This is a genomic window from Virgibacillus sp. Bac330 (assembly GCF_003667845.1).
Classification (GTDB): Bacteria; Bacillota; Bacilli; order Bacillales; family Amphibacillaceae; genus Virgibacillus; species Virgibacillus chiguensis.
In genome coordinates, this window is the sequence record NZ_CP033048.1 from 3,217,965 (window position 1) to 3,230,819 (window position 12,855).

General features: G+C 44.1%; 4 protein-coding genes, 14 tRNA genes and 3 rRNA genes. 1 reads left to right on the plus strand and 20 read right to left on the minus strand.

The features are described 5' to 3' along the window. Positions 1 to 133: 133 nt before the first annotated feature. From D9780_RS14930 to D9780_RS15015, 18 genes are all read right to left on the minus strand, one after another. A tRNA-Asp gene (locus tag D9780_RS14930) sits at positions 134 to 210 on the minus strand. Between the two features lie 89 nt (positions 211 to 299). Continuing rightward, positions 300 to 376: transfer RNA gene (locus tag D9780_RS14935), tRNA-Met, on the minus strand. 39 nt (positions 377 to 415) lie between these two features. Further along, positions 416 to 531, minus strand: a 5S ribosomal RNA gene (rrf, locus tag D9780_RS14940). 157 nt (positions 532 to 688) lie between these two features. After that, positions 689 to 3,608: ribosomal RNA gene (locus D9780_RS14945) — 23S ribosomal RNA — on the minus strand. Positions 3,609 to 4,151: 543 nt separating this feature from the next. Then, positions 4,152 to 5,716: ribosomal RNA gene (locus tag D9780_RS14950) — 16S ribosomal RNA — on the minus strand. Together the 16S, 23S and 5S rRNA genes with 14 tRNA genes alongside form the textbook arrangement of a ribosomal RNA operon. 356 nt (positions 5,717 to 6,072) lie before the next feature. Beyond that, positions 6,073 to 6,146: transfer RNA gene (locus D9780_RS14955), tRNA-Ile, on the minus strand. An 11-nt stretch (positions 6,147 to 6,157) separates the two neighbouring features. Beyond that, positions 6,158 to 6,231, minus strand: a tRNA-Gly gene (locus D9780_RS14960). 15 nt (positions 6,232 to 6,246) lie between these two features. Next, positions 6,247 to 6,323, minus strand: a tRNA-Pro gene (locus D9780_RS14965). 5 nt (positions 6,324 to 6,328) lie between these two features. Continuing rightward, a tRNA-Arg gene (locus D9780_RS14970) sits at positions 6,329 to 6,405 on the minus strand. Between the two features lie 24 nt (positions 6,406 to 6,429). Further along, positions 6,430 to 6,513, minus strand: a tRNA-Leu gene (locus tag D9780_RS14975). A 248-nt stretch (positions 6,514 to 6,761) separates the two neighbouring features. After that, positions 6,762 to 6,843, minus strand: a tRNA-Leu gene (locus tag D9780_RS14980). Positions 6,844 to 6,860: 17 nt separating this feature from the next. Next, positions 6,861 to 6,936: transfer RNA gene (locus tag D9780_RS14985), tRNA-Lys, on the minus strand. An 82-nt stretch (positions 6,937 to 7,018) separates the two neighbouring features. Then, positions 7,019 to 7,093: transfer RNA gene (locus tag D9780_RS14990), tRNA-Gln, on the minus strand. A gap of 4 nt (positions 7,094 to 7,097) precedes the next feature. After that, positions 7,098 to 7,174 (minus strand) — tRNA-Asp (locus D9780_RS14995). Positions 7,175 to 7,196: 22 nt separating this feature from the next. Then, a tRNA-Glu gene (locus tag D9780_RS15000) sits at positions 7,197 to 7,268 on the minus strand. Between the two features lie 6 nt (positions 7,269 to 7,274). Further along, positions 7,275 to 7,365, minus strand: a tRNA-Ser gene (locus D9780_RS15005). 5 nt (positions 7,366 to 7,370) lie between these two features. Further along, a tRNA-Asn gene (locus D9780_RS15010) sits at positions 7,371 to 7,445 on the minus strand. 204 nt (positions 7,446 to 7,649) lie between these two features. Next, positions 7,650 to 8,114, minus strand: coding sequence for a SprT family protein (locus D9780_RS15015; protein ID WP_073013098.1), 465 nt, complete (start codon positions 8,112 to 8,114; stop codon positions 7,650 to 7,652). 189 nt (positions 8,115 to 8,303) lie between these two features. On the opposite strand from D9780_RS15015, the gene D9780_RS15020 reads away from it, so the two are divergent. Continuing rightward, positions 8,304 to 9,767 carry a catalase gene (locus tag D9780_RS15020; protein ID WP_162985892.1) on the plus strand — a complete coding sequence of 488 codons (1,464 nt, stop codon included), beginning with the start codon at positions 8,304 to 8,306 and terminating at the stop codon, positions 9,765 to 9,767. Positions 9,768 to 9,941: 174 nt separating this feature from the next. Here D9780_RS15020 and D9780_RS15025 read toward each other — a convergent pair whose 3' ends face one another. Both D9780_RS15025 and D9780_RS15030 read right to left on the minus strand, forming a co-directional pair. Continuing rightward, the gene (locus D9780_RS15025; protein ID WP_116278900.1) at positions 9,942 to 12,098 is read right to left on the minus strand and encodes a Tex family protein; all 2,157 of its coding nucleotides are present in this window, start codon (positions 12,096 to 12,098) and stop codon (positions 9,942 to 9,944) included. Positions 12,099 to 12,260: 162 nt separating this feature from the next. Continuing rightward, positions 12,261 to 12,854 (minus strand): SpoIIE family protein phosphatase, encoded by a 594-nt coding sequence (locus tag D9780_RS15030; RefSeq protein ID WP_073013091.1) that lies wholly within the window; start codon positions 12,852 to 12,854, stop codon positions 12,261 to 12,263. Between the last annotated feature and the right edge of the window lies 1 nt (position 12,855).

A 12,855-nucleotide genomic window follows, 5' to 3' on the forward strand; every position in this document is an offset into this window, starting at 1 on the left:
AAATTTGTAGCTTAACGTAGAAACAAAACGATAGCGTTACCCACCATAGAAATTTGGTGATAAGCCAACATTTTATAAGAAAATAAAAAACACACGATTTTATTAAAACCATGTGTGTTAAGTTCTATTTATCTGGCGGTCCGGACGGGACTCGAACCCGCGACCTCCTGCGTGACAGGCAGGCATTCTAACCAACTGAACTACCGGACCAAATTTATTATATTAATGTAGAATATTGTTCGATATATACAACCAAAATGTTCTTATTGAACTTTTTAGTTTATTTTTAGATGATAATTTGGTTGCGGGGGCAGGATTTGAACCTACGACCTTTGGGTTATGAGCCCAACGAGCTACCAGACTGCTCCACCCCGCGATATGAAATAATTCTTTCTACAAAATATAAATCAATTTTGCCTGGCGGCGTCCTACTCTTGCAGGGACAAAGTCCCAACTACCATCGGCGCTGGAGAGCTTAACTACTGTGTTCGGCATGGGAACAGGTGTGACCTCTCCGCCATTACTACCAGGCAAAGTTGCTATCTGTTATGTTGTGCTTCAAAGAGGCACAAATCTTATTATAATCGTTTTTGTGAAAAAATCAAGATTTTTGTTGAAAAAAGTCATTTTTTTCTTGTTACCTTGAAAACTAAATAAGAGATCATTCAACGTACATCTACCAAAAAGGTTAGTTAAGTCCTCGATCGATTAGTATTCGTCAGCTCCACGTGTCACCACGCTTCCACCTCGAACCTATCAACCTCATCATCTCTGAGGGATCTTACTCACTTATAGTGATGGGAAGTCTCATCTTGAGGGGGGCTTCATGCTTAGATGCTTTCAGCACTTATCCCTGCCACACGTAGCTACCCAGCTATGCTCCTGGCGGAACAACTGGTACACCAGCGGTGTGTCCATCCCGGTCCTCTCGTACTAAGGACAGCTCCTCTCAAACCTCCTGCGCCCACGACGGATAGGGACCGAACTGTCTCACGACGTTCTGAACCCAGCTCGCGTACCGCTTTAATGGGCGAACAGCCCAACCCTTGGGACCGACTACAGCCCCAGGATGCGATGAGCCGACATCGAGGTGCCAAACCTCCCCGTCGATGTGAACTCTTGGGGGAGATAAGCCTGTTATCCCCGGGGTAGCTTTTATCCGTTGAGCGATGGCCCTTCCATGCGGAACCACCGGATCACTAAGCCCGACTTTCGTCCCTGCTCGACTTGTAGGTCTCGCAGTCAAGCTCCCTTCTGCCTTTACACTCTGCGAATGATTTCCAACCATTCTGAGGGAACCTTTGGGCGCCTCCGTTACCTTTTGGGAGGCGACCGCCCCAGTCAAACTGCCCGCCTGACACTGTCTCCGGACCGGATTACGGCCCTGGGTTAGAAGGTTCGTACAGCCAGGGTGGTATCCCACGGTTGCCTCCACGTAAGCTAGCGCTCACGCTTCGATGGCTCCCACCTATCCTGTACAAGCTGTACCAACATTCAATATCAGGCTACAGTAAAGCTCCACGGGGTCTTTCCGTCCTGTCGCGGGTAATGCGCATCTTCACGCATAGTATAATTTCACCGGGTCTCTCGTTGAGACAGTGCCCAAGTCGTTGCACCTTTCGTGCGGGTCGGAACTTACCCGACAAGGAATTTCGCTACCTTAGGACCGTTATAGTTACGGCCGCCGTTTACTGGGGCTTCGGTTCTACGCTTCGCACCGAAGTGCTAACGCTTCCCCTTAACCTTCCAGCACCGGGCAGGTGTCAGCCCCTATACTTCGCCTTTCGGCTTCGCAGAGACCTGTGTTTTTGCTAAACAGTCGCTTGGGCCTATTCACTGCGGCTCCTCCTTAAAGGAGCACCCCTTCTCCCGAAGTTACGGGGTCATTTTGCCGAGTTCCTTAACGAGAGTTCTCCCGCTCACCTTAGGATTCTCTCCTCGCCTACCTGTGTCGGTTTGCGGTACGGGCACCTATGAACTCACTAGAGGCTTTTCTTGGCAGTGTGAAATCCGGAACTTCGGTACTCTATTTCCCTCCCCATCACAGCTTGAAATTGTCGAACGGATTTGCCTATCCGACTTTCTCACTGCTTGGGCGCACACGTCCATCGGTGCGCATTCCTTATCCTACTGCGTCCCCCCATCGTTCAAACGTTCATGAGGTGGTACAGGAATATCTACCTGTTGTCCATCGCCTACGCCTTTCGGCCTCGGCTTAGGTCCCGACTAACCCTGAGAGGACGAGCCTTCCTCAGGAAACCTTAGGCATTCGGTGAAAGAGATTCTCACTCTTTTTTCGCTACTCATACCGGCATTCTCACTTCTAAGCGCTCCACCAGTCCTCACGATCTGACTTCACAGCACTTAGAACGCTCTCCTACCATTGTTCGTAAGAACAATCCGCAGCTTCGGTGATACGTTTAGCCCCGGTACATTTTCGGCGCAGAGTCACTCGACCAGTGAGCTATTACGCACTCTTTAAATGGTGGCTGCTTCTAAGCCAACATCCTGGTTGTCTGGGCAACTCCACATCCTTTTCCACTTAACGTATACTTTGGGACCTTAGCTGGCGGTCTGGGCTGTTTCCCTTTCGACTATGAACCTTATCACCCATAGTCTGACTCCCAAGGATAAGTAGCTGGCATTCGGAGTTTGACTGAATTCGGTAACCCGATGAGGGCCCCTAGTTCAATCAGTGCTCTACCTCCAGTACTCTTTCCTTGAGGCTAGCCCTAAAGCTATTTCGGAGAGAACCAGCTATCTCCGTGTTCGATTGGCATTTCACCCCTACCCACACCTCATCCCCGCATTTTTCAACATACGTGGGTTCGGGCCTCCAGTCAGTGTTACCTGACCTTCACCCTGGACATGGGTAGATCACACGGTTTCGGGTCTACGACCGCATACTATATTCGCCCTATTCAGACTCGCTTTCGCTACGGCTCCGTGTCTTCCACTTAACCTTGCATACGATCGTAACTCGCCGGTCCATTCTACAAAAGGTACGCCGTCACCCATTAACGGGCTTCGACTACTTGTAGGCACACGGTTTCAGGTTCTATTTCACTCCCCTTCCGGGGTGCTTTTCACCTTTCCCTCACGGTACTGGTTCACTATCGGTCACTAGGGAGTATTTAGCCTTGGGAGATGGTCCTCCCGGATTCCGACGGAATTCCTCGTGTTCCGCCGTACTCAGGATCCACTCCGGAGGAGATTCTTTTTCGATTACAGGGCTGTTACCTTCTTTGGCCGACCTTTCCAGATCGCTTCATCTAAAGAATCTCTTGATAACTCCAATGGAGTGTCCTACAACCCCAGAAGGCAAGCCTTCTGGTTTGGGCTAATTCCGTTTCGCTCGCCGCTACTTGGGAAATCGCGTTTGCTTTCTCTTCCTCCGGGTACTGAGATGTTTCAGTTCCCCGGGTATGCCTCTTCTACCCTATGAATTCAGATAGAAGTACTGCTCCATTACGAGCAGCGGGTTCCCCCATTCGGAAATTCCTGGATCGATGTCTACTTACGACTCCCCAGGACATATCGGTGTTAGTCCCGTCCTTCTTCGGCTCCTAGTGCCAAGGCATCCACCGTGCGCCCTTATTCACTTAACTAATCTTACAAATTTATCTATGAATAAGCATATTGCTTTTCAGCTTTTGGTTTTCTAGCTTCAGCTCATAGCGATTAGCATGACTTCCTTCCTCTTCGTACGATAAGTCAACATCGATTCACTTACGTTCATCGTGTTTCCTTTATCTCCTACGAGTCAGTCCAGTCTGTACATCGCTAAACATTCGCTTCCGCTTTTGGTTTGATGTCGTTGTTACTCTTATTTAGTTTTCAAGGTACAAGCTTCCACAGGATGTGGTGACTTCTGTGTTCGTCACAGGACGTGACGGGTTTTAACAGAAGATCCTTCTATCTCATCCTTGAGAGACAAGCATTTACTCTCTCAAAACTGAACCAAACAACCGAGTATGTCTTCCGTATAATAGTCTAGCTCCAGCGTTCAGCGACTAGTGCAACTTCCTTCCCCTCCGTACGATGAGTCAACAATCGATTCACTTACGTTCATCGTGTTTCCTTTATCTCCTTTGGGTCAGTCCAGTTCATACGTCGCTAACCAAACGCTTCCGCCTTCTATAATTCCTTAGAAAGGAGGTGATCCAGCCGCACCTTCCGATACGGCTACCTTGTTACGACTTCACCCCAATCATTGGTCCCACCTTCGGCGGCTGGCTCCAAAAGGTTACCTCACCGACTTCGGGTGTTACCAACTCTCGTGGTGTGACGGGCGGTGTGTACAAGACCCGGGAACGTATTCACCGCGGCATGCTGATCCGCGATTACTAGCGATTCCGGCTTCATGCAGGCGAGTTGCAGCCTGCAATCCGAACTGAGAATGGTTTTATGGGATTTGCTTGGCCTCGCGGCTTCGCTGCCCTTTGTTCCATCCATTGTAGCACGTGTGTAGCCCAGGTCATAAGGGGCATGATGATTTGACGTCATCCCCACCTTCCTCCGGTTTGTCACCGGCAGTCACCTTAGAGTGCCCAACTAAATGCTGGCAACTAAGATCAAGGGTTGCGCTCGTTGCGGGACTTAACCCAACATCTCACGACACGAGCTGACGACAACCATGCACCACCTGTCACTCTGTCCCCGAAGGGAATGCCCTATCTCTAGGGGTGTCAGAGGATGTCAAGACCTGGTAAGGTTCTTCGCGTTGCTTCGAATTAAACCACATGCTCCACCGCTTGTGCGGGTCCCCGTCAATTCTTTTGAGTTTCAGCCTTGCGGCCGTACTCCCCAGGCGGAGTGCTTAATGCGTTAACTTCAGCACTAAGGGGCGGAAACCCCCTAACACCTAGCACTCATCGTTTACGGCGTGGACTACCAGGGTATCTAATCCTGTTCGCTACCCACGCTTTCGCACCTCAGCGTCAGTTACAGACCAGAGAGTCGCCTTCGCCACTGGTGTTCCTCCACATCTCTACGCATTTCACCGCTACACGTGGAATTCCACTCTCCTCTTCTGTACTCAAGTCCTCCAGTTTCCAATGGCCCTCCACGGTTAAGCCGTGGGCTTTCACATCAGACTTAAAGGACCGCCTGCGCGCGCTTTACGCCCAATAATTCCGGACAACGCTTGCCCCCTACGTATTACCGCGGCTGCTGGCACGTAGTTAGCCGGGGCTTTCTGGTTAGGTACCGTCAAGGTGCCAGCCTATTCGAATGGCACTTGTTCTTCCCTAACAACAGAGTTTTACGATCCGAAAACCTTCATCACTCACGCGGCGTTGCTCCGTCAGACTTTCGTCCATTGCGGAAGATTCCCTACTGCTGCCTCCCGTAGGAGTCTGGGCCGTGTCTCAGTCCCAGTGTGGCCGATCACCCTCTCAGGTCGGCTACGCATCGTTGCCTTGGTGAGCCTTTACCTCACCAACTAGCTAATGCGCCGCGGTCCCATCTGTAAGTGACAGCATATGCCGCCTTTTAACATTGCGTCATGCGACGCTTTGTTTCATCCGGTATTAGCCCCGGTTTCCCGGAGTTATCCCAGTCTTACAGGTAGGTTGCCCACGTGTTACTCACCCGTCCGCCGCTCGTTCCACAAGCGTCACTCCCGAAGGAGATCTGCTTGCTTCCCGCGCTCGACTTGCATGTATTAGGCACGCCGCCAGCGTTCGTCCTGAGCCAAGATCAAACTCTCCATAAAAGTTTGTGATGATGAACACCGTTCTTCATCATTCTTAGCTGCTGAGATTTCTCTCAGTTTATTTCTTAAGAAAAAACAGGGTTTGTTTTTTCCTTGACATACTGGTTGTTTTGTTCAGTTTTCAAAGAGCAAATTTTTTCGTTGCTTTCAACGAAGCAACTTTTATATCATATCACCTAGAGAGCAGAATGTCAACACTTTTTTAATAAAAATATAATTTATTTTCGTGGACAACATTTCTTTTAGGATAAGATCATCTTGCCTTGCTAGCTTTAGAGAAAATTAGCTTCATGCTAAAGTTTTCATTTCCTTGAATTAAAACGATAAACTTCATACTCCCTAGCATAGCAAGCAAATGGGCCTGAGTGGACTTGAACCACCGACCTCACGCTTATCAGGCGTGCGCTCTAACCAGCTGAGCTACAGGCCCATAAAATTAATTGGAGCGGGTGAAGGGAATCGAACCCTCGTCATCAGCTTGGAAGGCTGAGGTTTTACCATTAAACTACACCCGCACATCAAGTGTGCGATGGTCGGGAAGACAGGATTTGAACCTGCGACCCCATGGTCCCAAACCATGTGCTCTACCAAGCTGAGCTACTTCCCGTAATATGGCGCGCCCGAGAGGAGTCGAACCCCTAACCTCTTGATCCGTAGTCAAACGCTCTATCCAATTGAGCTACGGGCGCAAAAAAATATTTCATTTATTTTGATGCGGTCGAGAGGACTTGAACCTCCACGGGTTATACACCCACTAGGCCCTCAACCTAGCGCGTCTGCCATTCCGCCACGACCGCAATATATGAAGCGGAAAATAAAAGGCTGTATATCACAGCTTCTAAATGAACTTATTTCACTAAGACTAAGATAAACTTTTAATTAGTCTATACCCTATAGTAGCAACTTCTTAGGCAAAAGCAAACTATTCATAACCTTCTCTGTTAACAATTAATTTGGAGCTGAAAACGAAATTTACAGCAGCTTGTTTTGTAATAAGATAGTTGCGAGTTTCTTCTATAGTATAAAGAAAACAGTTATATCTTAATGCGGGTGAAGGGAGTTGAACCCCCACGTCCGAAGACACTAGATCCTAAGTCTAGCGCGTCTGCCAATTCCGCCACACCCGCAATATTTAAATGTGTAATGGTGAGCCATGGAGGATTCGAACCTCCGACCCTCTGATTAAAAGTCAGATGCTCTACCGACTGAGCTAATGGCTCCTATTTCTGATTAGAAATCCTCTGTTGTCTTATTACGAGAACAAAGAATAGCGAAATTGTAAAGTTCCATTAAAAATAAAAATGGCTGGGCTACTAGGATTCGAACCTAGGATACACGGGATCAAAACCCGATGCCTTACCGCTTGGCTATAGCCCAACAATGGCGGTCCGGACGGGACTCGAACCCGCGACCTCCTGCGTGACAGGCAGGCATTCTAACCAACTGAACTACCGGACCCGACCTCTTCATTTTTTTAGAATGACCCGTACGGGATTCGAACCCGTGTTACCGCCGTGAAAGGGCGGTGTCTTAACCGCTTGACCAACGGGCCATGAAATGGCGGAGAAGGAGGGATTTGAACCCTCGCGCCGCTTACGCGACCTACACCCTTAGCAGGGGCGCCTCTTCAGCCACTTGAGTACTTCTCCGTGATTGGCTCCACAGGTAGGATTCGAACCTACGACCGATCGGTTAACAGCCGATTGCTCTACCACTGAGCTACTGTGGAATAGTATAAGTTGAATAAATCGCAACGAAAAATATAATACATTAAATCAAACGAAATGTCAATAGATTAACTAAATTTTATAATGTCATTTTTCTATTGGAATTCATATGTAATTGACAGCCCATTTAATGTATCACGAATGACAAAAATCGTCAATAGTATTTTCCTGTTTTTTTCAGTTTATACTTACTTCACCAAAAGCTTTCATATACCTTTCTCCATTACTAAAGCTATTTCCCCCTTACATTTGCCGCATCTATACTTATTTGTATTCATTTTCCGCTGACGTTTAAACGTTTGATGACAAGTTTTACAAGCATATATATATTTATATTCTCTCTGCGAAGGTAATGGCTGACAAAACCTTGGAGAATTTGTCGCAGACATTAATTCTTTAAAATCACGATCGCTATGCTTATAACCTTTTCCTTCTATATGTAAGTGATAATGGCAAAGTTCATGTTTAATAATCCCTATAAACGCTTGTTCTCCTGCCTCTTCCAAGTATTTTGGGTTTAATTCAATCATTTTTTTAGCAGGAATATATCTCCCACCTGTCGTTCTTAAACGGTGATTGAATTTAACCTTATGAAGGAATGGTTTATTGAACCAGTTAAGGGATACATTATTTACGAAGCGATATAGTTCTTTATCATTTACTATTGTCATTTGAAAAAAACTCCTTATCATTTTTCAACATTATTATACAATAACTTACCACAATTTTGCTCCTAGATTAACCGAATTCTATGTTTACACTATTTATTTAAAATAATTATAAATAAATATTGATTTTTGTTTAATTTGTATTATAATATAATTGTAGTTCTGATTTATTACTTAGAAGGAGGAGTTATTATGGATACAAGAAACCGAATGACAACAGCAGCAGGTGCGCCAGTAGCTGATAACCAAAATTCTATTACAGCAGGACAACGTGGTCCTACTCTTATACAAGACTTTCATTTGCTAGAAAAGCTAGCTCATTTTAATAGAGAAAGAATACCTGAACGTATTGTCCATGCTAAAGGTGCAGGTGCTTATGGCTACTTCGAAGTAACGAACGATGAAATTTCCAAATACACCAAAGCTGATTTTTTAAGCGAAGCAGGTAAACGTACAGATTTATTTATTCGTTTTTCTACAGTAGCAGGTGAATTAGGGTCTGCCGACACAGTTCGTGACCCACGTGGTTTTTCTGTTAAATTTTATACAAATGAAGGAAATTATGATTTAGTTGGCAATAATACACCTATATTTTTCATTAGAGATGCAATTAAGTTCCCTGACTTTATTCATACACAAAAACGGAATCCACAAACACATTTAAAAGACAAAGATATGGTTTGGGATTTCTGGTCACTTTCTCCTGAGTCACTTCACCAAATCACTTACTTGCATGGCGATCGTGGAATCCCTGCAACATTCAGACATATGAATGGCTACGGTAGTCATACATTTAAATGGGTTAATAAAGACGGAGAAGCTTTTTGGATAAAATATCATTTCATTAGTGAACAAGGTGTAAAAGGGCTTGAGGCTTCTTTAGCAGAGAAGATTGCTGGAGAAAATCCAGATTATCATATAGAAGATTTACACAACGCTATTGCAAACGAAGATTTTCCAGCATGGAAGTTATATGTACAAATCATGCCTTATGAAGATGCGAAAACGTATAAATGGGATCCTTTCGACGTAACTAAAGTATGGTCGAAAAAAGATTATCCACGTATTGAGGTTGGTAGAATGGTTTTGAATCGCAATCCAGAAAACTATTTTGCCGAGGTGGAACAAGCAGCTTTCTCACCAGGGCAATTTGTACCAGGAATTGAAGCTTCTCCAGATAAAATGCTACAAGGACGTCTATTTGCATATTCTGATGCACACCGTTATCGCCTTGGTGTAAACCATCACCAAATTCCAGTTAACCGTCCAAAAGCAGAAGTCAATCATTACCAAAGAGATGGCTTCATGACGGTTAATGGTAATGGCGGATCTAAGCCAAACTATGAACCGAATAGTGTAAATGGTCCAGTAGAGGATCCAACAGCAAAAATAACACCATTTGACGTCTATGGTGAAGCTGATAGCGTACCGTATGACAGTGATGACCATTATACACAGGCTGGAGATTTATATCGTTTAATGTCTGCTGATGAAAAAGATCGTTTAATTCAAGCATTCGTTGATCATATGAAACCCGTAACGAGAGATGAAATAAAGCTTCGCCAAATTGAACATTTCTATAAAGCTGACGCTGAATGGGGCGAGCGTATTGCACAAGGGCTTGGACTTCAAGTTCCAGAAAGCGTAAAATCTTAATAAGCTTTCCATTTATTTTCACTAAATAAATGTACGTATAGAAAAATCCGAACGAATTGGAAATCCTCCTAGCAGGTTTCCAATTCAACGTTCGGATTTTTTAATGAAAGCATTTTTCCCTTGTAACCTTATCTAAAGGAGTATGAGAATATTTTCTTTCCAAAAGCGAGATATTTACTTCTCTTGAATCATAGATAATGCAATTCTTCCTTTATTCACATCAATGTCTTCTACCCACACTGTAACAACATCCCCTACGGAGGCGATGTCCATGGGATGTTTTACAAATGAATGTGACATTTTAGAAATATGAACAAGCCCATCCTGCTTTACGCCAATATCTACAAACACGCCGAAATCGACGACATTTCGTACCGTACCTTGTAATTCCATGCCACGTTCAATGTCTTCTAGCGATAAGACGTTTTTCTTTAAAATGGGTTGTGGAAAATCATCACGCGGATCTCGCCCCGGCTTTGTCAATGCTTGGACAATATCATGAAGCGTCGGTTCCCCTACTTCTAATTGTTTAGCAACTTCTTTCGTGTTAATGGAATGAATAGCTTCTTTCAATTTATTTGTACCAATATCTTCTAGGGAACAACCGAGTAAATGTAATAACCTTTCCGTTACTACATAACTCTCTGGGTGGATGGGCGTTCGATCTAAAGCATGTTCTCCATCCATGATTCGTAAAAAACCAATTCCTTGTTCATATGTTTTTGCTCCTAGCCGAGGGATTTTCTTTAATTGTTTTCGGTTCGTAAACTTCCCTTCTTCTTCTCTGCGCTTAACGATGTTATTAGCAACAGTCTTACTTAATCCAGATACATATTGTAATAAAGATGAAGAAGCTGTATTGACATTGACACCAACTTGGTTAACTGCTGTTTCCACAACAAAAGTCAACGATTCATTTAATGCTTTTTGACTAACATCATGCTGGTACTGTCCAACACCAATCGATTTAGGATCAATTTTTACTAATTCTGCTAATGGATCTTGCACACGACGCGCAATGGATACAGCACTTCTCTCTTCTACTTGTAATTCAGGAAATTCCTCTCTTGCAAGTTTCGATGCAGAATACACACTTGCTCCAGCTTCGTTCACGATAATATACGGAATGGCTAGGTTTTGCTTTTGAATGACATCGGCAATGAATTGTTCCGTCTCTCGAGAAGCTGTACCATTTCCAATCGCTATCAATTCAATTGAATACTGCTTCATTAAATCCAGAACAATCTTTTCTGCACCAGCCGTATCCTTTCTTGGTGCCGTCGGATACATGACACCAACATGGTGTACCTTGCCTGTTTCATCCACAACGGCTAGCTTACAACCTGTACGAAATGCAGGATCTACCCCCAGTATTGTTCGTCCTTTTAATGGTGGTTGGAGTAAAAGGCTTTTTAAGTTTTTGGAAAACACTTCAATTGCCTGCTGTTCTGCTTTTTCCGTTAAGTTACTTCGAATTTCACGCTCTAAAGAAGGCTGAATTAAACGTTTATAACTGTCTTCAATCGCATGTTGTAATAATTCCAGAACATCCGCATGAGCAGAGGTTGTTACTATTTTTTGTTGTAAAAAGTGAAGAATCCGTTCTGACGGGGGTTGAATGGTGACTTTAAGCACTTCTTCTTTTTCCCCGCGATTAAGAGCGAGGACGCGATGTGATACGAGAGAGCGAACTGCCTCATGGAAATCATAATACATTTCATATACTTGTTTCTCGTCTTTTTCCCGATCTTTTACTTCTGATGCGACCGTACCTCGTTTCATCGTCTCATCACGCATATATTCTCTATACCCAGGGTCATCAGCTATCCACTCGGCAATAATATCATTTACGCCAGCTAAGACATCTTCTACGGTATGTAATTCATGTTCCTCTGAAAGATAGTTCGTTGCTTCATCAGCTAGCGTTGTCATTTCTTGCTTCCAAACAAGCTCAGCTAATGGTTCCAATCCTTTTTCTTTAGCAATCGTGGCTCTTGTCCGGCGTTTTTGTTTGTAAGGACGATATAAATCTTCCACCCGTTGCAATTGCGTTGCTGCTATTATTTCCTGCTGCAACTCATCTGTTAACTTCCCTTGATCAGCAATGCTACGTAATACTTCCTGCTTTCTTTCCGCTAAGTGAACGGCGTAATTCCATTTATCTTGAACAGATTTAATTTGTACTTCATCTAATCCACCAGTAGCTTCTTTTCGGTAACGAGCAATAAATGGAACCGTGTTACCATCTTCTAGTAAAGCAATGACTTTATTTACAATGGGTACATTTATTTTCGTCTCATTCGCAACCCACGAACTTAATTCTTGATTCATTTCATTTGCCACAAGCTTTCCTCCTTTACTCATGTGGTCTATTTTATCAAAAAATGGTTTGCTTTCCTACTATCGCTATGACTACGTTAAAAGAACGAACAAAAAATGTTCGACGGACTCATCCTTAAGATTGATATCCTCATGACGAAAAGGACTGATTTTTCAATCAGCCCCTCTATAGTGCATCGCTATTAATGTTGTATCATCACTTCTATTTTCACTAGCTAAACATTTAAACGTCTCGGTAATTTCTTGGACATTTTTCGTCAGCAAATATTTTTGCGATAAATCGCGATCGGTCACCCCATCCGAAAACATAATAAACACCATATCCGGTTGGAGCCTTTCCCGAACAATCTTAAACGGACGATGGAAACCAGCTAAATAGCCAGCATTGGGTATATTACGTTTTTTATGCTGATGGTCCGTTATTGTTAGCACGCCAATGTTGCCAATAGAAGAAAAAGAATACATCTCTGCTTGAAAATCCAGTTTGAGAATGCCAATGACTACACCGCGCTTTCCCTGCAATTGTTGATTACATTCTTTAATAATGGATTCAATACTTGCATGAATGTTATTTTGAATAATATCAATAACAACTTGAGATGATTCCTTTGCTACTTCTCCACTGCCTAACCCATCCGCAATAGCGCAAACAAATTCACGATTTGTCTCTTCATAAAAAAAACTATCACCACAGTAGTAATTGCCTGTTTTCGCTTGTTGAAATACAGACACCTTTACTTGTCCCATT